Below are 22,520 nucleotides of genomic sequence, written 5' to 3'. Positions count from 1 at the left end.
AGCGCAGCCGCCTATGATCACTCAATCCAATCAATCCTCCCCATCCGCCCTCATTCGTAGGCCGGCTCGTCTCCTCTCCGCCGCCCTCTTAGCCGCTGTTGTGTTCTGCTCTGCGCCAGCCTTTGCCGTCAGCAAGGACATGATTCAGCTTCAGACTCAGATCCAGCAGCTCCAGGACGCCGTCGCCCGCCTTCAGCAGTCGAACGACGAACGCATGGGCGTCATGAAGGATCTCGTCCAGCAGAGTGCAGACTCCGTCAACAAGATCGCCGTCAGCATCGACACCATGCAAAAGCAGATGCAGACGCAGCAGGAGGCCCAGAACGGAAAGATCGACCAGGTCTCCGGTCAGATCCAGTCGCTTAACGATTCAGTGGACGAACTCAAGGCGCGTCTCGCATCGATTCAAAAACTCATGCAGGACGTTCAGAACCAGCAGCAGAACATTCAGAATCAGCCTCAACCAGGCGGCAGTTCCGCCACACCCGCGCCATCGGCTGCTCTTCCCGACAATCCACCAACCGCCGCTCCCGCACCCACCCCGGCCCCGATCGTTCGCAGAGGAAAACCCTCCGCTGACGTCCCGATGGCCGCAGCCCCTGCCCCTGCTGCCACCCAAGGCCCTGCCGTTCCTCCCGCCGACGAGCTATACAAGACCGCGCTCGGCGATTACATGTCCGCGAAGTACGCGCTCTCCGCCTCCGAGTTCGCGGACGTGACCAAGTTCTACCCCGATAACCCTCTCTCAGGAAACTCCTTTTACTACCAGGCGGAGATCGACTACCGCGGAGGCCGTTACCCCGCCGCCGTCAAGGCCTACGACAGCGTCCTCCAGCAGTACCCCGACAGCAACAAGGTCCCCGTAGCCCATCTCCACAAAGGCATGGCACTCATCGCCCTCAAAGACAACGACGGCGGCATTCGCGAGTTCCGCACCCTCATCCAGCGCTTCCCCAACTCGCCTGAGGCCATGCAGGCCCGCAGCAAACTCAGCGGCATGGGCGTCACGGTCACACCCAAACACTAGATCTTCGTGGAACCCTCAGTTCCGCAACCCCTGCATCAACGCCTCAATCTCTGCCCGTTCCTCCCCGGTCAGAGGCAGCAAAGGCATTCGCGGCACCCCTCCAGCATATCCATTCAAGTCACACCCAAATTTAATCCCCGACACGCCCAACTGCTCCTCCACTCTTCTCGCCACGTTGAGCAGTCTCGTCTGCTTCTCCTCGGCCAGCCCCTCGTCCCCATCCTTCCACGCCGCCAGAACCTCATAGCACGCCTGTGGAGCAGACGCCGCAAACCCCGGCACAGCTCCCACGGCTCCTGCCCTTAGCCCTTCCAGCATTCCATTCGTCAAGCCAGCCAGTATCTGAAATCCGACAGCCTTGCTCCGCGTCTTCAAACCCATCTTCGCCGGAGCGACCGCCAGCGCAGCGCCCCCACCCGTCAACTTATTCGCCGAGATCAATCCACCCTCACCCTCGCCCCGCGCCTGCATCCTTCCAGTCACCGCCGCAAAAACCATCGTGACGGCAACGTCGCGCTTCACCATAGCGGTTCCTGCCCTCAGCCGCCTTACCCGTTCCCCTGTGCCGCCACCGTCAATCACCCCAATCACTCCAGGGTGCCCCGCAAGCTCAATCAAGACCTCAGCAGGCAAAGCCCCCATCGCAGCCGAGCTATCCAGCACCACAGGCAGCGCCGACCGATCCGCGATCATCTGAAAGTAAGTCATCATCTCCAGCGTCCGATCACCTCGTCCATCCGCACGAAGAACCGACGGCAACTTCACCAGCACAGCATCATACCCAGACCGCGCCGCCGTCTCCGCCAAATCAAGCGTACCCAGAACACTGTCGCGCGACACTCCGGCCATCAGCACCTTCTCCGCTGCCGCCGCATCCCTCGCACTCTGCAGCACCAGGCGCGTCTCCTCATCCGACAGCATCCCCGGCTCACCCGACTCGCTCAGCACCACCAATCCGGCTGCCGGTGTCTTCGAGTATCGTTCCGCATTATGTTCAAGCTTGAGTAAGTGAACTCGTCCGTCAGAATAAAACGGTGTGGTCAGTGGTAGTTGAAGCCCTTCAAGCAGCATCTTCCTATTCTAAGAGCGATCCCAAATCCATGCGAACCCACGCAGCCAAAGTTGGCAACACAGCGCCCTGCCACAAAAGACGTAAAACTCCCCCGCCGCATCTTCATCCATTTGGGATAATCTCTGCTAAGACAGTCATGACCAACGCACAAGACACCTCACAAGACAAGTCGCTCGGCGACCTGGGCCGCGAAGCCCTCTGGTTTCTCGCCCACACCCTTATCGCCTTCCTGCTTCTCGCCCTCACCATCTGCGTCATGTCTCTCAACCATCCCGACCCCGACTCCCCGATACCGAAGCTCGTGGGAACCATCCTTGCCCTGCTTGTGCCTATGGTCGGAGGCTTCCTTCTCGCCCGCCTTCATCACAACGACATCGCAGGCTACATCTGGATCTCCGGCCTCGTTATCTTCTCAGTCGTCTGCGTCTGGGTGCTCGATCTCCCCACCGGCAACGGGCTCTGCGAGACCTGCGGCGCCGTCGAAAAGCTTTGGCGAACCTTCTTCACCATCAGCAACGGCAGCGGTCTCATGGGCGGAGATGGCCTGCTTGTCGGTGCATGGATCCCACTCTCCATGATCGGCTACGCCGTCGGAGCGAAGTTCGCGTACGAACCCTAAGCTCCAACGGCAACCCGCACAACTCTGCTGAAGCGATCGCCAGCGCCTCAGACCGCAGCAGCAACCCGTTCCGCATGCAGCGTCTGTAGCGCGATCACACTCAGCTCGCCATCCTGCAGCGAAGAGATCCCCTCCGCCGCCGCGCGAGCCGCAGCCAGAGTCGTAATCGTAGGGATGCGCGCCAGCACCGCAGCCCGTCGAATCGCCTGCTCATCGAAGAATGTATCCTGGCCACGAGGCGTATTCACAATCAGCTGAATCCTGTCGCCCTTGATCAGATCGACGACATTCGGTCGTCCTTCTTTCACCTTGTACACACGCTCCGGATGCAAGCCTGCCTGCTCCAGAACTATGGCCGTCCCATGCGTCGCTACCAGGTGGAATCCCATCTCCACAAACTGTTTCGCCAGCGAGACCGCGCCTTCCTTGTCGTGGTCGTTCACACTGAGAAACACCGTACCCTGCAGCGGGAGTGCCTGCCCGGCCGCACTCTGCGCCTTGGCAAACGCCTCGCCAAAGTTATCCGCCACACCCATCACCTCGCCCGTCGACTTCATCTCCGGACCAAGTATCGTGTCCACTCCCGGAAACTTACCCCACGGAAACACCGGCGACTTCACAAAGTAGTGCGATCCAGTCTCCAGATCCTTACCACTCGCCACCTGCTCCGGCAGCAGCTCCTTCAGCTTCCGCCCCACCATAACGCGTGATGCAATCTTCGCCAGCGGAATCCCCGTCGCCTTGGAGACATAAGGCACTGTGCGCGAGGCCCGTGGATTCACCTCGATGACGAACACCGTTCCACGTTGAATCGCAAACTGGATATTCACCAGTCCCCGAACACTCAGTGCCATCGCCAGCTTACGTGTGTACTCCCGAATCGTCTGCAGCACATCCTCGCTAAGATCGACCGCAGGCAGTACGCACGAAGAATCGCCCGAGTGAATTCCCGCCTCTTCGATGTGCTGCATAATGCCGGCGATCACCACATCGTCGCCGTCGCACAGAGCGTCCACATCGCACTCGATCGCATCTTCCAGAAAGTGGTCGATCAGCACCGGCCGCTCCTGCGAGTACTCAATCGCCGTAGACATGTACCTCACAATCGCCTCGTCGTCATAGGCAATCACCATCGCCCGCCCGCCCAGTACATACGAAGGCCGCACCAGCACTGGATACCCAACCCGATTCGCCCCGGCCACAGCCTCATTCACGCTGGTCGCCATCGCTCCCTCAGGCTGCGGGATCTTCAACTCTTCAATCAGCTTTCCAAATCGCTTCCGATCCTCCGCAAGATCAATCGACTCCGGCGAAGTCCCGATAATCGGCACCCCAGCCTTCTTCAACGGCAGCGAAAGATTCAGCGGAGTCTGTCCGCCGAACTGCACAATCATTCCAATCTCTGCACCCGACGAAGCCTCATGCTCATACACGCCAAGCACATCCTCCAGCGTTAGCGGCTCGAAGTAGAGCCGGTCGCTCGTGTCATAGTCGGTCGACACCGTCTCAGGATTGCAGTTCACCATGATCGTCTCGTAGCCATCCTCGCGCAGCGCAAACGCCGCATGGCAGCAACAGTAGTCGAACTCGATTCCCTGCCCAATCCGATTCGGTCCGCTACCCAGAATCAGAATCTTCTTCTTCTTCGTCGGCGCTGCTTCATCTTCTTCGTCGTAGCAACTATAGAGATAAGGCGTGTAGCTCTCAAACTCACCAGCGCACGTATCTACCATCTTGTACACCGGCATCACGTTCAGTTTCTTCCGCAGCGCACGCACCGCTGCCGTACCCTCCGCGCCTACAAGTCCCCAGCTCGCTGCCAGCCGCTCATCGGAGATTCCCATCCGCTTCGCCGTCCTCAGCTGCTCTGCTGTCACGTCAGCCATCGCCACGCCACCGATAGCTTTGATCTCATCCGTAATCTGCTTCATCTGATACAGAAACCACGGATCCATCGACGTCATGCGCGCAACCTCACGCACCGTCATTCCCTGTTCAAACGCATAGCGAATATAATTCAGCCGCTCCGGATGCGGCGTCACCAGCCTCTGCGTCAGCCGCCGCGGTTCAATATCCTTCGCCGTAGCCTTCTTGCCCGTCTCCAGCGACCGCACCGCCTTCATCATCGCTTCCTTGAAGGTCCTGCCGATCGCCATCACCTCGCCCACAGACTTCATCTGCGGCCCCAGGCTCTCATCCGCTCCGGGAAACTTCTCAAACTGCCACTTCGGAATCTTCACCACGACATAATCAATCGTAGGTTCGAAACACGCCGGAGTCGCCTTCGTAATATCGTTCTGAATCTCATCGAGCGTATAACCCACCGCCAGCCGCGCCGCAATCTTCGCAATCGGAAATCCCGTCGCCTTACTGGCCAGCGCGCTCGACCGCGAAACCCGCGGATTCATCTCGATCACCGTCATGCGCCCATTCAGCGGATTCACCGCGAACTGCACATTACTTCCACCCGTCTCCACGCCGATCTCGCGAATCACCCGAATCGCCGCGTCCCGCATCCGCTGATACTCGCGGTCCGTCAGCGTCTGCGCCGGAGCCACCGTGATCGAGTCGCCCGTATGCACGCCCATCGGATCGAAGTTTTCAATCGAGCAGATGATGATGACGTTGTCCTTCAGGTCCCTCACCACCTCCAGCTCATACTCCTTCCACCCCAGCACGCTCTCTTCCAGCAGGCACTCATGCACCGGCGAAAGGTCCAGACCGCGCGCAAGAATCTCCATCAACTCCTCGCGGTTGTACGCAATCCCGCCGCCCGAACCACCCAGCGTGAACGAAGGCCGAATCACAACCGGAAATCCGAGCTTCGCCGCAAACTCCAACCCATCGCGAATGTTATTGATTAGCGCAGACCGCGGCATGTCCAGTCCGATCTTTACCATCGCGTCCTTGAAGAGCAGCCGGTCCTCCGCCTTCTTGATCGCCTCCAGCTTCGCCCCGATCAACTCGATCCCCAGCTTGTCCAGCACACCCGAATCCGCCAGATCCACCGCAAGGTTCAGCGCCGTCTGTCCACCCACCGTAGGTAGCAGCGCAAACTTGCCTTTAGTGCCCAACACATCCGGATCGAGCATCTCCTTCTCGACGCGAAGAATCTCCTCCACATACGCCGCATTCAACGGCTCAATATAGGTCCGGTCCGCCACCTCAGGATCGGTCATGATCGACGCCGGGTTCGAGTTCACCAGCACCACCTCATATCCCTCGGCCTTCAGCGCCTTACAAGCCTGCGTCCCCGAGTAATCGAACTCCGCCGACTGCCCAATCACAATCGGCCCCGAGCCGATCACCATAATCTTCGCAATGTCATTTCTACGCGGCATCTTCTTTTTCTTCCTCTTACAATCTCTTGTGCCGAAAAAATGCGCGACCAAAGCCGCGCCATTTAATCTCTATTTTTTGAACTCTTCCATCATCTTCCGAAAATCCTTGAAGAGATAATGCGAGTCATGTGGTCCCGGACTAGCCTCCGGGTGATACTGCACGCTGAACATCGGGTCCGTCTTATGCTTCAACCCGGCCAGCGTCTGATCGTTCAAATTCGTATGCGTCCGTTCCACATCCGCAGGCAGCGAGTCCGGATCGACGTTGAAGTTATGATTCTGCGCCGTAATCTCAACCTTCCCCGTCTGGTGGTTCATGATCGGATGATTGCCGCCGTGATGTCCGAACTTCAGCTTGTACGTCTTGCCGCCCAGCGCCAGACCGAAGATCTGGTGTCCAAGACAGATGCCAAAGATCGGAGCCTTCCCCTGTAGCTGTCTCACGTTCTCGACCGCATACTCCAGCGGCTCCGGATCGCCCGGCCCATTCGAGAAGAACACTCCATCCGGCTTCATCGCCATGACATCTGCTGCAGAGGTCTTCGCTGGAACCACCGTTACCCTGCAGTTCTCCCGCGTCAACATCCGCAGAATATTTTCTTTGATCCCGAAGTCATACGCGACTACATGCATCTGCTTCGCGCCGCCCTCGTTCTCCGTCAAAAGCGAGTCGCCCGTCTGATTCTTCGGCTCGTTCGCGTCCCACTCGTACGCAACCTTTGTGCTCACGCCGCTGGCAAGGTCGGTGCCATCCATCTTTTTGATCGCCCGCGCCGTCGCTACCAGAGCGTCCACATCAAGACTCTCGCCCGAAGCAATCACGCCGCGCATCACGCCATTCGCCCGCAGATGCCGTACCACCGCGCGCGTATCGATCTCCCCGATCACCGGCACGCCATAGCGTTCGAGATACTCATCGGCCACCTGGGTCGATCGCCAGTTCGAACTCATCGGCGAAAACTCGCGCGTCACCAGGCCTTCGATGTAAGGCCGTGAGGCCTCCGCATCGCTTGGTGTCGTCCCATAGTTTCCAATATGTGGGTTTGTCAGAACCACAATCTGGCCTGCATAGGAAGGATCGGTGAAGATCTCCTGATAGCCAGTCAGTGATGTATTGAAGACCACTTCGCCCGAGCACTCCGCTCGCGCGCCAAAACTCTTACCACGAAAGATGCGCCCGTCTTCCAGCGCCAGTATTGCCTGCATTGCCTCTCCTGTTGGAGTGGATTTAATCGATTCTATCAGAAGTCTTCCATCTCGTTCATTATCAACAGGTTGGCTTTTCGCTAAATCATTTTGCTGAAAATTTGCATGAAAACAGATTCACCCCGACAATGACCGCGCCTATGAACCCGATGGAACCGATCTCATCGTTCACTATATCAGTCTTCACCCGCCATTCTGGTGACTGCCCGAAGCGGCGCGACCCGCATTGGAAGCGGTGCCAGTGTAGGAAATCCCTCTACATTCGCGAGCACGGAAAGACGGTCTATATATCGGCGAAGACGCGCTCGTGGGAGCAGGCCGAGCGCGTCGCCGCGCGTGAACGGGACAAGAGGGATCCGGTAAAGATGGAATTGCAGAAAATAGCAGACCAACGGAAACCCCTGCTCACTCCTATGAAAGATGCTCTGAAGCTGTGGATCAACGGGATGAAAGGACCTGCGGAAACATCGATCGACGCCTACCGTTCGACCAGTCGGCGAATCGAACGCTGGGCCGACAGAGCCGGCGTCGTTTACGTAAGCGATGTGACGCCCGCACAGTTGGACGCATGGCGTGCCTCCTGGACCCCTGATGCCGAAGTTGCGGACAATCGCTTAGCTTTGGCCACACAAGCCAGCCTTCTGATCCGACTGAAGTCTTTCTTCTACTGGGCTACAGCAATGGAATACACCACTCGCGACCCGACGTTGCTGCTCAGGTCAATCACGCCGAACCATAGCCAGACATGGCCGCTGACTCCGGATCAGTTTGTTCAATTGCTCGCCGCAACGTACAAGTTCGACGAGGAGGCGCGACACAGGACAGGAAAAATCGGGCAATGGCTCCGGGCGATCTTCCTGGTTCAACGCTGGACAGGGCTCCGCGTCGGGGACGTCCTCTACTGCCCAAAATCAGCGCTCGCGGGCAATCGCCTGCGAGCAGTGATTCGCAAAAAGATGAACCGGAAGCCTTCGGAATCTCTGGTTGATTTCATACTGCCGGATCATGTCGTCGCCGTTTTGAATGCCTTACCGCGCCGACCTGAAGAGCATCCTGATTATTGGTTCTGGTCTCGGAGGTGCTCCCCTTGCGTCAATACCAACAAGTGGGTGCGCAAAATAGATCGGCTCAACAATTATCTGGATTTTAAAGATGAAGACGGCGAACCGCTCGACTTTCGCTCCCATATGCTCCGGGACACATTTGCGGTAGAGATGCTGCTGGCGGGAATGGAGCTAGCGAAAGTGAGTAAGCTGCTCACCCATGAGTCCGTTGCGACTACGGAACGCTATTACGCAAAATGGACGCGAGCTCGCAGGCAGCAGCTTGAAGATGAGGCGATGTTGGCAATGCAAAGGATGGGCGCGACGTTCACGAATGTTCAGCCGGCTCAGTTGAGGAGTAAGGTGCGGCTTCCGGCCACGGCGTACATTCATTGAAGCCGATGCGATTTGCGATTTCGAATCAATTTTTAGGCTTGATCCTTATAGATATTGTTTAAGTTCCCGTTTGCGGCCCGAGCACGCTGCTAATCGGAGTGCGATAAGGCGCGGCAGCTTAGTCTGTCCACTCTGGTTCACTTGGCGCGTCTGGCGGGCCTACCTTCCTCTCGGTCTGCTTCACCAGGGTGACTTCCCACCCTCAAAGGATCTCAAATTGACCGAAAAGCGGAACTGACGTACATGCTGTTTTAAGCTGGGTCGTCTGCCCTGCCTCAACTGACTCCGTCGCGAAACTTCGAGGTTCCCGTGCAAATCTACCAAGGACAAAGCAATAACTTCCCAACCGACAAGACTCCGCCAGAAAGCAGCGGTGTCCTGGAAACGCACTATACCGTTTTTGAGCTGTCGAATCTCTGGGGCTTTAGCGATCGGACGATTAGGCGGCTTTTCTACACCGAACCAGGCGTGATTAGGATTGATCGCCCAGAGACCATAAAGAAGAGGCGTTACACCTCGATAAGAATTCCCGCGCGGGTGGCCCAACGAGTCTATCTACGACTACAGGCCTAGCGTAAGCCCTGTTTGTAACTCAAATCGTTATTTCTGCTAATCGAAATTTCGTCTTCACGGGTTCTGGCCATGCCTAACTACCGGAGCAGCCATTTGTTCACTTGGTACAAACCTCAACAGATAAGTCAGCTCTGAGAATTCCGAAACAGATTCTCCAGTGCCCTCACCACATCTCTGTGAGACGCCGAGTGATTTTTCTTCAGGAACCGTTGCGCGCATCTTCCGTACAGATCGAATTCGTAAATTTGACCGAGTTTTGAATCGACCTCATTCTTGCCCCGCGTTCTAAGGAGGACAGTATGCGAGAACGGGCAATGAGGCTGGCGATCGTGTTCGTGCTAACGGTTGTAGATATTGCAGTATTCAACAGATATTCCAACGTCATCTGGCGGGCCTTGGGTCGGGATCCCTGGGCTAGAGTAGGCCTCTTCGCTCTACTTGCCCTATGGGTTTCCTCCGCGGCAGTCATCTGGGGTCACATCTCGAAGGACATACGCGCGACCTTCTGCGAACAAAAACCGGTTTTCTCGCCAGACCCTGCACATGATCCCAACGAGCCGAGGAGAACCAGCAATGTTTGACTCGCTCGAAGAATTATCCACCAACCTCACATCAACCGGCTATTTCATCGATCCCGTAATGACCCAGGTCGTCTTCTTGGCCGCGAAGCTGAAGAAGCCGCTCCTACTTGAGGGACCAGCCGGTTCGGGTAAAACGCAGCTCGCCCTGTCGGTCGCGGCGGCTGCAGGTACACACGTCGAGCGGCTGCAATGTTATCGAGGTGTAACAGAGGCTCAGGCCATTGGGAGCTTCGACTCGGGTCTCCAGAGACTTTATATGGAGTTCTCGAAAGGGCAGCACGAGGACTGGAAATCCGTACAAAGCAGCCTCGTTGGCCGAGATTTTTTTCGCGCCGGACCGCTGATGCGGGCCCTCGAGTGTGAGCGGCCGTGTGTCCTTCTGATTGATGAATTAGACAAAGTGGACGACGGCTTCGAAGCATTGTTGTTAGAGATCCTCTCCGTTTGGCAGCTTTCCATTCCGGAATTCGGCACCGTTCACGCGCGCAGCATCCCCTTCGTTGTGCTGACAAGCAATGAGGAGCGTAGATTAGGCGACCCGATCCGCAGGCGCAGCCTGTATGTGCGTGTGGAACACCCGACACCCGAAAGGGAGGCCGAGATCATCGCGAGCCGCACTCCCCAAGCGGCTGAGGCATTCCACCGCGAGATGGCTGGCATCGCTCTATCGTTTCGCAACTATTCGCTCGAGAAACCGCCATCGGTCTCCGAGATGATCGACTTCGCCCGCGCGCTTGAGCTTCTCGGGGCCGATCGAGTTACTGAAGAGCATCGCGACGTCTTGCTGCCGTTTCTGGCGAAGACAGAAAAGGATAGGCGACACCTGTTGTTGCGAGAAGGCTTCAAGAGCCTGCTCGACGACGGCGCACGGTTTGCCGAGCGCATGGCTACGCGGCCGGAGGTCGTCAAATGAAGCTTCTTGCTCTCCTCGCCGCACTTATTTTCCCGGGCGTTGGTCTCGCGCAGACCCCGAAGGCCTTTGAAGAGCAATGTGTTGGGCGGTATGCGCGTCAGTACCGTGTACCGCCGGAGCTCATCGGTGCCTTTATCGACGTGGAATCGAACTGGAATCCGCATGCTCTTTCGAACAAAGGTGCGATGGGGGTCATGCAGCTGATGCCGTCCACCGCACGACGCTACGGCGCGTTACAACCATTCGATCCGGAGCAGAATATCGCGGCTGGTACTCGCTACGTGACCACGTTGATGTGGGAGTTTCACGGGGAGATGCGTCTGGTCGCCGCGGCCTACTACGCCGGCGACAAGTGGGTCGGAAAACGCCTCCTCGAATATCGCAATCCGGATGTGGTCGCTTATGTGGAAGCAGTGCGACGGCAATATGTCAGACGAAAGTCCCTGACAAATCAACTTCAAAGGAGATGAAATAAATGAAACTTCGTTGGCTTATTCCGATCTCACTTCTTATTCCGCTCCAGGCAGCAGCCTCACTCAGTGGCGATACCTCGGGCCGGGTCATTACACTCACCCTTCAACAGGATTCGATTACAACGCTCCACCTCCGCCCGGAGTTTGAGTCCATCATCCATCTGCCCGAAGAGGTGACCTCAGTCGTGGTCGGCAGCCCAGGGTCATTCAAGGTCGAACACAGCGAGGGGGAGCCTGAGTACGTGTACGTGAAACCGCTGGCTCGAACGCCTTCTCAGAGCGATCTGCTCATCGCGACGAAGTCCGGTCGGCATATCGTGCTCGAACTTGTCAGCGATGGAGCCACGAGCTCAGCTCAGCCTGTAGATTTCCTGATTGAATATCACGCCCCGCGAAGCTTCTTGATCGCAGCAGGTTCCGCTCCTGAAGCCGTGCACGCCGCCTCGGCTGAAGCAGCTTCTACATCCCAGCCAGGTCATTCACCCAAAGGACTATCGGCAATCGACGAAGAATTTGAACTGCAAAAGTTGGTCAATGCTCCCGACTGGAGATCCTGGGAGGGCCAACAGATCAAAACCTCGGTTGGGGACATACGGCAATGGAGCAATCAGACGGCGATTTCTTACTCCATCTTCAATGCGAGCGATAAGCCGGTCGAGATCGTGCCTCCACAGATCCAAATCACGGGGGAGCCAGCCGACAAGAAGAAGAAGAAAAAGAAGAAAGGTATCCTCGCGGACCAACTCGAAATCAGCGAGTACCGCTTGAGCGCGACGCGCTTAGAGCCGGGCGGCCGCGCCGACGGAGTGGTCGTCTTCGATCGCCCGAATTTCAAGCAATCGACGGAGAAGCTTTTCCTGCAGATCGCGCAGGCCGATCAGGTCGACAAACCGATTCTGGTTCAACTCCCCTTCACCCCTCCCATCTCGCTCAACGGACGATAGAAAGGACGATTTACTATGCAATCGAATACGACCAACGGAAACGGTCCTCGGCTAGAGCCGCTCGGCCTTGATCAGGCAAAAGAACCCGCATGGGAAGAGATTCCTGACCATGACCGGACTTCCACGAAAGCTCAACAGACCACTGGCCCTGTCGCGCAGTTCGCAACCCGGGCGAACGTAGAAAAGCTTTCAGGACTGGGCAAGAACAAAATGCTGCTCATCGGTGGCGGACTGCTTGCGGCAGTCATGTTCTTTGTCATGACCATGTTCCTTGGAAAACCGTCTGGAAAGAAAACGACAGCACCAGGGAACGCTCACACGACGCAACAGAGCACATCCCCAAAGGGCAGCGTGACGCCGCTCATGGACGCCGTGCACAGTGCGACGCAAAGCAACTCAAGCGGCCAGTTGAGTCCGGACGACATTAACCGCACCAAAACGAGCACTGGGGGATCACCGGGCAACAAGTTCTCAGCCACCACCCAGAATGTAGGTCCATCTGGTTCTACGGGGACTGGGAACCTCGGCAGTGTGCCATCCTTCGCCGATACGCAACAGCATTGGGAAGAGCCTAGACCCTATGGCGAGACAAGCTCGGCGTCTGCGCCACAAACCCAACAACGGAATGCCTTGAAGGAGCCCTCGCTAGTATTTGTGAGGAATCTTACCCAGAGTTCCTCTTCACCTTCCCGAGCCGGAACGTCGGAAGGGGCAACGCCAGTCCTAGATTTCGCCCCAGGAACCCGAATCCTGGCGAAGCTCACAACTGAGATATCGAGCGCAGTACAGACCCCTGTTATCGCTGAAGCGCAGTATACGTACGCAGTGGGTGACCGAGTCGTTATACCGGCAGGCGCGAAGTTTATCGGTCACTTGGAGCAGGCTGATCGCAGCGGCCTCGTTAGCGTCAAATTCGACGAGATTGACCTGAAGGACGACGACAAGGAGAAGATCGAAGCGTTAGGCATAGGCCTCGATCTTGCGCCGATCAAGGGGATCGTCTCGGGAAAAAATACAGGCCGAAACTTCCTCGTTCGAACAGCCTCCGGCATCGGCTCCGTAGCTGCGATGATCGTTGGCAATAACACCAGTTCCAGCTTCTCCGAGGATGACCTCATCCGGGAGAGGATTGCTGAAAATGCCGGGAACGCTGGAGACACAGAACTGATGAATCTCGCGGTCACGAACAAGGTTGTCGTCTCGGTGCCGGCAGATACGAAGATCTACGTTGTCTTCACCAGGCGCGAGCAAAATACGGCCGCGCTGCATCCGATCGACACGAAAACCCCCTGAAATACTTGATCAGAATCATTGGACCGTGGACCCCGGCGATTCTTGCCGGGGTTTCTTATTGTCGTTGCTGCGCACGCCGAGCATCAGATGACTTCGGGTATCGTGCGCATGGCAGATCGGGACAGAGCCGCCACCCGGATCCGCCCTATCATCGTTCTATTTGTGTCACTGCACAGGATGCCCAATCTCGCCTGGGCCTAGTTGCTCAAGGTGGCGGAGCGGATGCGTGCGGCACTTATCGGATAGCTCTATCCCCGCTGCAAGCCTGGGCACCGGACTCATTGCGGGCAGTCAATCCTCCGCTAGTCACGGAGCAGCATGGAATACCAGAGGCCTTATCTATTCAATGAAGCGTGTTTATCGCATTCGACGAATCATCGAATCTTATTGGTTAGTACTCCAAACGCCACATTGATCGATCGAATGTGTCAACGCTTGCGTTGCCCCATCATCGCATTCATTGTGTCACTGTGATATTTGCCCCGACGACAGACTAGGTGTGTCAGTAAGCACGACGCCCAATTGTCGAATGCGGCAGTTTTTGATTTCAACGCATTTCACAGTGTTAAGAGCCAATGCGAGCTCCCGATGCCGCTTCGATAATTCGCTTCCAGTTTAATTCTTCTTTCCTAATGCTTTATCGAGCGACGGGATACATAGGTTTCTAACCAATTTATCGCGCCCATTGATTTGACCGAGTTCTGGACCCGATGCACTTTCTCTCACACACGGATGCCCCGAGCAACCGCGTACAGGAGAGAAACGTATGACTACCGCATTGGCCTTCTGGCGGCCTGCTCGAGCGTCCGCCACATCAACTCACACCGTCATTGACCGCCCCAAGCAACCGAACTGGGTGCATATCGCCCTCAAGTTCGCGCTCGCAGCCATATTCCTCGGCGACCTCGTTCCGGTCGTCGCCAACGCACAGAACCTCGGCACCTCGCCCCAGTTTGGACAAGCCGTACAAGGCCAACAAGCAACCACGGTCGAAGGCACAGTTCTCAACATCGTGAACTGGGGCTGCAACGTAATTGCTCCGGTAATCGCGGTTGCGTGTCTCGGTGTCGCGGGTTGGCACTTCAAGAGCGGCCGCGGCTACATGGGCTGGGGAGTGTCAGGCGTTGCACTCATGGTCATCTCCGGTCTCGGACGCATGGCTGAGGGCTTCATCACTCAAGCGCAAGGCATTCAGTAAAGGAGCCCGAGATGCCTGTGCCGCAATTCCTTTCCGACCTTCTTCAGTTGTTGCTCAGTCTTGCCGTGCCGGCTGCGTTCTGCACGCTGGCCGCAGCGGGAGTGAGCCTGCGGCACGAAGGAGGAACCAACTTTCATGTCAATGGACGAACTGGAAAGTGGGTGTTGTGGACCGTCGTATTCCTGACGCTCCCACAACTTCTGTCATGGATTGCGGCACAAGGCATTACGGTCCCATCGGGAAGCGGATCGATCGGAACAAGTTGGCTCGCCAGCATGCAGACGATCTTTACCAACTTCGTCAACCAGATTGTCGTCGCGAAGTTCGTGCCTATCCTCGCCGCGTACTACGTCCTCAAGGCTTGCTTAGATGGGGCTGCGGGCGAGAACCCGCTCGCCTCGATCGTAGCCGCTCTCTTCCTGATGTCTCTTTCGGCCACGATGCAGCTCATGCAGGGATGGAACGACGGAAGTCAGTACGCCACGACCGACATGCTGACCTCCCTATGGAACTACCTGGTCGGACAGATTATGCCGGCGGCCGCTGGGCTCGCCTGCGTGGGAGCGGTCATCAATTTTGTCAGGCACAGACCCTGGACTCGTTTGGTCTTTGCCGCAATTTCTTTCCTGAGTGTGAGTGGTCTCCTCGCACTCTTTCAAGCCATGGCGGCATAGGAGCTGACGATGAGTTTCAACGGAGCAATCACAAATCTCGCCTCCTGGGCCGGAAACACCATGATGCCGACGATGGCCGGAATGTTCTTCGCAGGCGCGGTGTATCGCTACAGCAAGAGCAGCCCGTTTGAACACCTACTGTACGGCGGGTTCGCCTCGTTGATGTGTTCGGGAATGCTTCGCGCACTGGAAGGCTTCGTCCAGCATGCCGGCCCTACCAATGCCGACGCCTTCTGGATGGCGAGCATGAGCCTGGTGAACTGGACGGCCAACGTAATTCTGCCCATGTTCGCTCTGACTCAACTCGCTGCGATGGCACTCCACATGGCCGGTGTGGTTTCAGAAATATATCCAGGATCGATCTGGATCAGGAAGTTCGTCGCCGCGGTCGCAGCGCTCATGGTTTCGGGAATGATGCGGCTTGCCGAGTCGCTCGTAACGCAAGCACACGGGGTAGGAGGTTAGTCCATGAGTCTTGATTTGACGCCAGTCCATCGCAACCTCAATACGAAGGTATCGTTTTTGGGTCTTGAGTTCGAGGATTTGATTCTCGTCCTTGCCCTGGCAGCGCTGATGAATCTGCTGGCCCACTTCGTCGGAGACAACTCGCATGTCCTTGGAATGCCGCTCAACGTCTTCATGGAGTTTGTCGTGCCAGCGTTGGCCGTCCCGTTCCTGATGCTGTTCAAGTACGGGCGGCCGCGGGGCTATCTCACCGACTTGGTCCGCTCGCTCTTCTCTCCGAAGGCGTGGTGCGCACTTGAACGAGATTCGGATTTGACTCAGAGTTATGTCGCCGGTGAGGAGGAGTGAATCATGCAAGCCTCGATCGAAATGACACGAAGTGGATCTGTCGCCATCCATCTCGACCCGGAGGCCGCACGAGCAGTCTTCGCGAGCCTTCTGTTCGCAGCCCGGTTCCACGAAGGCATCGCTCCACTGGCTCCCATTGCAGAAGAAGGAATGCGCGGCGTTGAACGGACGGCGCAAGGAGGATCAAGATCATGCCAATGACCTACGAACAACACGACAAGAAGCTCAGATCCCCTGCGGTTTGTGAATTGCTGCCCCTGCGCGACCTGCCTGCGGGCGACAACGTCATGGTGCGGACCAATGGGGCGTTTGTCGCCGGTTATGAACTGACAGGAGTGCTCTCCTACTTTGCCACGGACAGAGACCGTAACGAATCCAAAATGAAGCTCGAAGCTTTGTTTCGTGGTGTTCCTGACGTCAGCATGCGCGTTCAGTTCCGATATGAAATCTCCGAGCACCTTGGAGAACTGCTGGACAGTTACGTCGACCAACGACGGATGGACAGGGCGGACGTCATGGCCCTCGATGCGCATCGACTTCGGATGTGGCGGCAAAAGGAACAAAGCGGTTATTACTTCGAGCCGCGGCTTCATATCTATTTCATCTGGGACCCTCGGATTCACGCTAAGCTGTATCACTCAGCGCAACAAAACAGGAAGCTCGGCGGTTTCACTGTCAGCCAGAAGAAGGCGATTCAGCGCACCCGCAAAGAGCACGAGACCTATCTGGCCGAGTTTGAGTCGATTCTCCGGGGTGTCGAAGCCTCGATGGAGGTCGCGGCTCTGGGTCCCGGCCGGCTTTCGACCCAGGAGTTATTCGAGGAGCTGAAACATTCCCAGCATCCCACCCGCCGTGATCATCGCGCTTATGTTCCGGGCGAAGAGATGTTGGTCTATCGCAGCGCTCGAGAACAAGTAACTCAGTCGAGCATCCTCAATGAGACCGAAACTTACCTCAACATCGACGGTTATCTCTACTCCGTGATTAGCCTCAAGGAACTCCCAGACGCTACCTTCCCCGGAATGTTGCAAAAATTCTCCACGCTTGGCTTCCCGGTGGTCGTCAATGCACAGGTTGTCATCCCCGATCAGGTGAAGGTTCTCAAGGGATACAAGAAGCGGCTACAGAAGATGACCGCTGCGCAGAAGGATGCGAATGGCAATTTCAAGGTAAATCCCGAGGCCGAAGTCGCGCAGGCGCAACTTCTCCAGGTTCAGCGCGACATCATTTCGAGTTCCCTCAAAACGGCAAAACTGAGCCTGTCGGTAATCGTCCGGACATCGCGGCACGCAGCGACTTTCGGTGAGCTTGAGCAGGCGGAACGTGAGTTAGCGAACCGGACCCAAGAGGTGCTGAACGGCTTTACGCATATGAACGGAGGTAAAGCCGTCACCGAGACGATCGCGAAGCGTCGCATCTTTCTCGGAACGCTGCCCGGAATGGGTGACCCAGATAAGCGCGATCAGGACATGCTCACGTCGAACGTCGCCGATCTCGTCCCGGTAGAAATGCCTTGGACAGGAACCCGTCGCAGTCCACTCATCCTGTTCGAAACACCCTATCGTCAGCTCATTCCATATTCCATGTTCGATCCCAGCTTATCGGATGCGAATGGTTTGCTTATGGCCACAACCGGAGGAGGCAAGACCCTCTTGGCCCAACAACTATTGCTGATGGCGGCCCGGAGCAATGCGTTGATCTCCATTATCGAGAGCGGGGATTCCTATCGCCCTTTGATCGAGTTGATGGGCAGCCAAATGATCGAAGTATCCCTGGATAGCGATGCAACTATCAATTCCTGGGATCTCCCGAAGGGAGAACTCAGACCATCGAATGACCAGGTCTCATACATAAAGAACCTGACCCGCCACATGTTGGGAGAGAACACACCTCCGGACCTGGACATCGATCTATTGGACAGCGTGTTACTCGCCGCGATTACGTCGACATACAAGCGTTGCAGTTCAAAGTCCTCCAACCCCATTCCACTCTTTGGGGATTTCGCTGCAGAACTAGCTCATTGGCAAGACCGGGATCGCAATCAGAAGATCAACGAAATGGCACGCTTAGCAGCGACGAAACTTCGGGCCTGGGTGGACGAGGGACCTTATGCGAAGCTCTTTGATCGGCCTACCACAGTCCCTCTCGACAGTCCCTGGCTCTACTTCAACATCGACAAGCTGAAGAACGACCCCAGGCTCGAAGGCGCGATGAGCCTCCAGATTGCTCACACTTCAATCCATCGAACTTCTGGCGTGAGCGGCCATCCGAGCTTGAGCATGATCGATGAGTGCAAGGTTGTTTTCGACACTCCCATTCTGGCGGCGACCGTCGAGCGAGACTTTCTTACGGCGCGCAAACGATACGCAAGCGTTTGGGCAATCGGCCAGACCCCGGAACAGATTGTTGGCACGCCCGCTAAGCCCAATCCATATGGCATCGGCATCGCCAAGAACGCCAGCACGAAGATCATAGGCAAACAGCCTGGCGACATGACCGCTCATCGCGAACACATGCACTTGAATGAGACGGCCATCAATCAGATCAAAGGATTCGCACAGCCGAAGAAAGGCCACAGCGCTGAGTTCCTCATTGCCATCGGAGAAAAGGCCGAGTCCACGCATGTCATTCGAATTGCCCCGACTCCCGTGGACTACTGGATCACCACCACCTATCCGCGGGAACGCACCTATCGAAAGTGGTGGATGAGGAAACACGACGATATGCCATTGCTGTCTGCATATGAAGCCCTGGCCCAATCCTACCCGCGCGGCCTGGCAGAGCTCGCTCCTCTTCCCGAAGAGCGCTCGGGTGAAGTACTGGAGGGACTAATCCGATGAATGACGAAACGATGACCACGACCGAGTTGACCCTCAATAGGGCTGGGTGCGCCGGGGAGACGGCGGGTGCCAGCAAAATATCCAGATCGTCCTGGTGGAAGAAGCGACTTGCGGTAACCATTCTCGTTGTGGAGGTATGTTTCGCGGTCCCGCGTCTGGCTCACGGACAGTTCCTCAGTGTCTTCGACTCCATCTTCAGTTCCATCCAGACGGATATGGGTAGTGCGCTTAAGGCTATCAACCAGATCAAGCAGCAGGTTCAGCAGCTCTACCAAACCACGATGTGGCCTCTGGCCGCTCTGAATCAAGCGCGCGGATTCGTTTCGAACTCTATCAATACCTACCGCAATCAGATGAACCAGATCTTTACGACAAAGTTCAGCAGTGCAGTTCTGCCCGGACCGCAGCAGTTTGAAACGCTCCTGCATAGCCGTCTGTCGACACAGATTCCGTCCCTGCAGACAAGCTTCACGACGAACTACGGAGCCGTCCCTCCGGCAAATGCCGCGAGGCCCCAGGACCGCGTGATGATGGACATGGATGACGCGCTGAGCCAGCAAAATCTAAAGACCACGCTTATTGCGGATCAGGCCCAAGACGTCACCCTGCAGGCAACAAACCTTATGGAGAACCAGGTTGCCACGAGTACCCCTGGCTCCAACCCGTTTCTGACGGCCGAAGCCCAAATAGCCAACCTAAGGTGCCAAGCCTACATGCAAAAGATGCTGGCAGCTCAACTACGCCAGGAGGCAGGACGGATCGCCCACGATAACGCCCTCGTGAAAAGCAGGGCCACAGCATCAGGGAGCGTCAACAGCATGGTCACCGGAGCACTCACCAATCACTGAGGAGAACCTGTATGACGGATTTGAAGAAAAACCCAACCAAGCGGCGCAAGCCATTCTTCTGGATGCGTCGGGAGCACGCATCTCTAGAAGCCGCGAAGACGGCTTCCAGTTTCGGCGGCACCCTGCCTCAGCATCGCTGGTATCGGCCGACTCTACTGAAGACTGCGGTAGTAGCTCTCGGCCTTTTGATCATCCTGCCGAAGCATGCGAACGGACAATTTGGCATCGACACCGCTGCAATCATCGCAGCACTGCAAAAGATGCAGTCGCTCATGAGCACCTACATGGCGGCTCCGCTCAAGACCATCAATCAATCCGAGCAAAGTATTGCAAGTTACGAACAGCAGGTCATGTATCCGCTGACCCCAATCAACCAAGCCAAGAGCATGGTGACGCAGTTCGAAAGCCAATTCACCAACATTAACAATATGTTCCACGTGAATGTGTCGAGTGCCACCTTGCCTCAGTCGCAAAGCTTCGAGACAACTTTACTCTCCCGTAATGCCAACAATGTGCCGACCGTGTCTTCCCAGTATCAATCGGTATACGGCGTGGTGATGGCTCAGAACACCGCATCTCCTCAAGTGCGAACCATGACCGACATGACGGACGCCCAAGCTCAGGACGCGATGAAGCGAGCGCTCCAGATTGACAACCTCGCGGAGACCGAACTGACCGAGGCGACCCAGATGGGCCAGCAGATCCAGCAGGCCGCTCCCGGAAGCGCTCCAATCATTGAGGCGGAGGCAGATGTGTGGGTTGTGCGCGCCAATGCCTATACCCAGGAAGCTCTTGCCGAGTTGATGAGAACACGCGGCCTCGATCTTGCCAACCAGAGCGGGATCGCGAAACTCGCGACCTCGGACAGCACAAACCATAACAGCGTCGTCACCGGAACACTGACCAACAGGTGAAGTCATCATGATGTTTGCGACCATTCACGTTCATCCCGGCATAGCGGCTCTTGCATTCTTTCAGGGAACGCAGTTGAGCTTATTTGAGAGCTTCCTGACTCAGGCCATATCTGGGATTAATTCGACCAGCATTACGTCGGGGATGCAAAACGTAGCTTATGTGGTCCTGCTGATCGGGTTCCTTTGGCAGGTGTATCAGGCTTCCCTGCATGGCGGCGATGTTCGGGGGCTCGGCGTCAGCCTGATCAAGTATGTCGTTACGGCAGTCGTCGTCATGAACTACAGCGCGATCTTCACCACGGTCAACCAAGGCTTCGTCAATGCCGGCAATTGGATTGGCAACGCAACAGGCGTCGGCAATCTTTTGGACAATTGGAAGAACGACATCAGCACCCAATACAGTCAGGATGGAGTTCAGCAGATGTGGGGTCTGGTCACGGGGTCTATGGCTGGTCTGATCGACGGGCTATTGATCCTTGTGGCCTATATCCTCTATCCGTTCGTAATCGCGATCTTCGGATTCTTCTACATATTTTATGGGTCGGTACTGTATATCTTCGGCCCGATCGTGATTGCGCTCATGCCGCTTGGAGCGACCAACCGTCTTGCCAAGGCGTATGTCGAGAATGTCTTCATCTGGAACGCTTGGCCGATCTTGTATGGAGGTTTCGGTGCCTTGCTCAGCGCAGTCCAGATGGGACAGGTTGGGCAGATGCTGAGCCAGAACAACTTTCTCGGTGGGCTGGGAAATCTTGAGGGGTCCTTCCTGATCGGCGCCGCAAGCATCATCTACTCGCTTGCGATTGCGGTGATCCCATTCATTGCGAAGAGAATCGTCAGTGGTGAAGTAGGCGCGACTGCTGGAACATTACTCGGAGCCGCCGCTACTGCCTTGACCGCAGGGATCGCTGCAGCGGAAGGGATTGGTGCTGGTGTTGCCGCTAGTTCCACCGGCGCAAGTTCTGGGGCCCAAGGCTCCACCAACGGATCGTCAACTTCGTCGGCCAGTACTTCTCCAGGCAGAGGAAACAATCAGCCAACGGCTCCCCAGAGAACTGCTCCCGCTGCGCAGGTGAGGCAGTCGACGTCGCCGTCATCTTCTCCGACTTCTCAAGGAGAACATGTGGCAGACAACATCCGAGGAAGCTTCAGCGAAGCATTAAATAACGGACATGTATCCGAGAGTAGCGAGGGGGACAAGAGCGTTCAAGGCGGTATTAATAGTCAGCAGAGCTCGGACTCCCAGGCGGCTTCCGGTCGAATGACTCAACCAGCCACGTCAGCCAGGGCGTCCGCACAAAGCCAACCTACCCATGGTGGCCACGGTCCGTCGCCCGCGTTGATGCGTCCGCACGGTTTAGCCACATGGGGTGCATTCCATGGGGCCCGGCTCGCAACACAGGGCGTAGTTGGCGGAGCCCGAGCCGCTGGAGCAATCGCGACCGGAGTAGCGAACCCTGTGGAAACAGCCGGTAGGATCGGCGCCAAAGCAGGGCAAATCGCAGGTACTGCGACGAATGCTGCGGTGAAGACAGCGACAACAGCAGCGAAGGTCGCGAGTGCGGTCACGCATCCTCGAGAGACCGTAGGAGCAGGGGTGCAGGCCGTAAGCAGTGCGGCGAGTGCCGCTGTCGCAAACACCGCTTCCACGATTCGCCAGAGCGCCAAGGCTGTCGGTGCGAACTTCTCAGAGGCGTACGAGAAGACACACTCGAGGGAAAGTCCTAACAACAACGAATCCGCGTAGACCTC

General features: G+C 56.7%; 18 protein-coding genes. 15 read left to right on the top strand and 3 right to left on the bottom strand.

Annotation, left to right across the window (positions count from 1 at the left end; all coding sequences use genetic code 11):
• The first annotated feature begins 13 nt into the window (after nt 1-13).
• Nucleotides 14-1,027, top strand: a complete 1,014-nt coding sequence (locus GSQ82_RS00390) for a tol-pal system YbgF family protein (protein ID WP_158790058.1) — start codon at nt 14-16, stop codon at nt 1,025-1,027.
• Nucleotides 1,028-1,042: 15 nt separating this feature from the next.
• Here GSQ82_RS00390 and GSQ82_RS00385 read toward each other — a convergent pair whose 3' ends face one another.
• Nucleotides 1,043-2,098, bottom strand: a complete 1,056-nt coding sequence (locus GSQ82_RS00385; protein ID WP_158790057.1) for a dihydrodipicolinate synthase family protein — start codon at nt 2,096-2,098, stop codon at nt 1,043-1,045.
• Between the two features lie 137 nt (nt 2,099-2,235).
• On the opposite strand from GSQ82_RS00385, the gene GSQ82_RS00380 reads away from it, so the two are divergent.
• Entirely contained in the window at nt 2,236-2,718 is a 483-nt protein-coding gene (locus GSQ82_RS00380; protein WP_158790056.1) for a hypothetical protein, read from the top strand.
• A 47-nt stretch (nt 2,719-2,765) separates the two neighbouring features.
• Here the strand turns inward: GSQ82_RS00380 and carB are convergent, their stop codons facing one another.
• Complete coding sequence (gene carB, locus GSQ82_RS00375) at nt 2,766-6,059, bottom strand: carbamoyl-phosphate synthase large subunit (RefSeq protein WP_158790055.1); 3,294 nt, start codon at nt 6,057-6,059, stop codon at nt 2,766-2,768.
• A gap of 69 nt (nt 6,060-6,128) precedes the next feature.
• Nucleotides 6,129-7,265 (bottom strand): glutamine-hydrolyzing carbamoyl-phosphate synthase small subunit, encoded by a 1,137-nt coding sequence (carA, locus tag GSQ82_RS00370; RefSeq protein WP_158790054.1) that lies wholly within the window; start codon nt 7,263-7,265, stop codon nt 6,129-6,131.
• 365 nt (nt 7,266-7,630) lie between these two features.
• Between carA and GSQ82_RS00365 the strand changes: the two genes are divergently transcribed.
• The 13 genes from GSQ82_RS00365 to GSQ82_RS00305 all read left to right on the top strand — a co-directional run bounded on the left by GSQ82_RS00365 (nt 7,631) and on the right by GSQ82_RS00305 (nt 22,515).
• Nucleotides 7,631-8,704: a tyrosine-type recombinase/integrase gene (locus GSQ82_RS00365; protein WP_158790053.1), complete on the top strand. Its 1,074-nt coding sequence runs from the start codon at nt 7,631-7,633 to the stop codon at nt 8,702-8,704.
• A gap of 1,146 nt (nt 8,705-9,850) precedes the next feature.
• A complete protein-coding gene (locus GSQ82_RS00360) occupies nt 9,851-10,771 on the top strand; it encodes a MoxR family ATPase (RefSeq protein ID WP_158790052.1) in 921 nt (306 codons plus the stop codon).
• Nucleotides 10,768-11,241, top strand: a complete 474-nt coding sequence (locus GSQ82_RS00355; protein ID WP_158790051.1) for a lytic transglycosylase domain-containing protein — start codon at nt 10,768-10,770, stop codon at nt 11,239-11,241. Before GSQ82_RS00360 ends, GSQ82_RS00355 begins: the two co-directional genes overlap by 4 nt.
• A 5-nt stretch (nt 11,242-11,246) precedes the next feature.
• Entirely contained in the window at nt 11,247-12,188 is a 942-nt protein-coding gene (locus GSQ82_RS00350) for a hypothetical protein (RefSeq protein ID WP_158790050.1), read from the top strand.
• A 15-nt stretch (nt 12,189-12,203) separates the two neighbouring features.
• The gene (locus tag GSQ82_RS00345; protein ID WP_158790049.1) at nt 12,204-13,481 is read left to right on the top strand and encodes a hypothetical protein; all 1,278 of its coding nucleotides are present in this window, start codon (nt 12,204-12,206) and stop codon (nt 13,479-13,481) included.
• Between the two features lie 766 nt (nt 13,482-14,247).
• Complete coding sequence (locus GSQ82_RS00340; RefSeq protein WP_158790048.1) at nt 14,248-14,679, top strand: hypothetical protein; 432 nt, start codon at nt 14,248-14,250, stop codon at nt 14,677-14,679.
• Nucleotides 14,680-14,690: 11 nt separating this feature from the next.
• Nucleotides 14,691-15,353 (top strand): hypothetical protein, encoded by a 663-nt coding sequence (locus tag GSQ82_RS00335; protein ID WP_158790047.1) that lies wholly within the window; start codon nt 14,691-14,693, stop codon nt 15,351-15,353.
• 9 nt (nt 15,354-15,362) lie between these two features.
• A complete protein-coding gene (locus GSQ82_RS00330) occupies nt 15,363-15,818 on the top strand; it encodes a hypothetical protein (protein ID WP_158790046.1) in 456 nt (151 codons plus the stop codon).
• Between the two features lie 3 nt (nt 15,819-15,821).
• Nucleotides 15,822-16,166 (top strand): hypothetical protein, encoded by a 345-nt coding sequence (locus tag GSQ82_RS00325; protein WP_158790045.1) that lies wholly within the window; start codon nt 15,822-15,824, stop codon nt 16,164-16,166.
• Nucleotides 16,167-16,357: 191 nt separating this feature from the next.
• Nucleotides 16,358-19,006, top strand: a complete 2,649-nt coding sequence (locus GSQ82_RS00320) for a VirB4 family type IV secretion system protein (RefSeq protein ID WP_158790044.1) — start codon at nt 16,358-16,360, stop codon at nt 19,004-19,006.
• Complete coding sequence (locus GSQ82_RS00315) at nt 19,003-19,854, top strand: hypothetical protein (protein WP_158790043.1); 852 nt, start codon at nt 19,003-19,005, stop codon at nt 19,852-19,854. Before GSQ82_RS00320 ends, GSQ82_RS00315 begins: the two co-directional genes overlap by 4 nt.
• Nucleotides 19,855-19,865: 11 nt before the next feature.
• Nucleotides 19,866-20,768 (top strand): hypothetical protein, encoded by a 903-nt coding sequence (locus tag GSQ82_RS00310; protein ID WP_158790042.1) that lies wholly within the window; start codon nt 19,866-19,868, stop codon nt 20,766-20,768.
• A gap of 7 nt (nt 20,769-20,775) precedes the next feature.
• Nucleotides 20,776-22,515, top strand: coding sequence for a type IV secretion system protein (locus tag GSQ82_RS00305; RefSeq protein WP_158790041.1), 1,740 nt, complete (start codon nt 20,776-20,778; stop codon nt 22,513-22,515).
• Nucleotides 22,516-22,520: the final 5 nt, after the last annotated feature.

The organism is Granulicella sp. L60 (genome assembly GCF_009765825.1).
In the GTDB taxonomy this organism is placed as follows: Bacteria; Acidobacteriota; Terriglobia; order Terriglobales; family Acidobacteriaceae; genus Edaphobacter.
The sequence above is the reverse complement of the archived record's forward strand: the minus strand, read 5'-3'. Positions and strand labels throughout refer to the sequence as shown.

What these genes read in the sequence shown, in the direction of transcription:
- GSQ82_RS00350 (WP_158790050.1), top strand. Translation starts at nt 11,247, where the DNA reads ATGAAACTTCGTTGGCTTATTCCGATCTCACTTCTTATTCCGCTCCAG.
- GSQ82_RS00310 (WP_158790042.1), top strand. Translation starts at nt 19,866, where the DNA reads ATGACGGATTTGAAGAAAAACCCAACCAAGCGGCGCAAGCCATTCTTC.
- GSQ82_RS00380 (WP_158790056.1), top strand. Translation starts at nt 2,236, where the DNA reads ATGACCAACGCACAAGACACCTCACAAGACAAGTCGCTCGGCGACCTG.
- GSQ82_RS00365 (WP_158790053.1), top strand. Translation starts at nt 7,631, where the DNA reads ATGGAATTGCAGAAAATAGCAGACCAACGGAAACCCCTGCTCACTCCT.
- GSQ82_RS00320 (WP_158790044.1), top strand. Translation starts at nt 16,358, where the DNA reads ATGCCAATGACCTACGAACAACACGACAAGAAGCTCAGATCCCCTGCG.
- GSQ82_RS00345 (WP_158790049.1), top strand. Translation starts at nt 12,204, where the DNA reads ATGCAATCGAATACGACCAACGGAAACGGTCCTCGGCTAGAGCCGCTC.
- GSQ82_RS00355 (WP_158790051.1), top strand. Translation starts at nt 10,768, where the DNA reads ATGAAGCTTCTTGCTCTCCTCGCCGCACTTATTTTCCCGGGCGTTGGT.
- GSQ82_RS00305 (WP_158790041.1), top strand. Translation starts at nt 20,776, where the DNA reads ATGATGTTTGCGACCATTCACGTTCATCCCGGCATAGCGGCTCTTGCA.
- GSQ82_RS00330 (WP_158790046.1), top strand. Translation starts at nt 15,363, where the DNA reads ATGAGTTTCAACGGAGCAATCACAAATCTCGCCTCCTGGGCCGGAAAC.
- GSQ82_RS00325 (WP_158790045.1), top strand. Translation starts at nt 15,822, where the DNA reads ATGAGTCTTGATTTGACGCCAGTCCATCGCAACCTCAATACGAAGGTA.
- carA (WP_158790054.1), bottom strand. Translation starts at nt 7,265, where the DNA reads ATGCAGGCAATACTGGCGCTGGAAGACGGGCGCATCTTTCGTGGTAAG.
- GSQ82_RS00390 (WP_158790058.1), top strand. Translation starts at nt 14, where the DNA reads ATGATCACTCAATCCAATCAATCCTCCCCATCCGCCCTCATTCGTAGG.
- GSQ82_RS00315 (WP_158790043.1), top strand. Translation starts at nt 19,003, where the DNA reads ATGAATGACGAAACGATGACCACGACCGAGTTGACCCTCAATAGGGCT.
- GSQ82_RS00335 (WP_158790047.1), top strand. Translation starts at nt 14,691, where the DNA reads ATGCCTGTGCCGCAATTCCTTTCCGACCTTCTTCAGTTGTTGCTCAGT.
- carB (WP_158790055.1), bottom strand. Translation starts at nt 6,059, where the DNA reads ATGCCGCGTAGAAATGACATTGCGAAGATTATGGTGATCGGCTCGGGG.
- GSQ82_RS00385 (WP_158790057.1), bottom strand. Translation starts at nt 2,098, where the DNA reads ATGCTGCTTGAAGGGCTTCAACTACCACTGACCACACCGTTTTATTCT.
- GSQ82_RS00340 (WP_158790048.1), top strand. Translation starts at nt 14,248, where the DNA reads ATGACTACCGCATTGGCCTTCTGGCGGCCTGCTCGAGCGTCCGCCACA.
- GSQ82_RS00360 (WP_158790052.1), top strand. Translation starts at nt 9,851, where the DNA reads ATGTTTGACTCGCTCGAAGAATTATCCACCAACCTCACATCAACCGGC.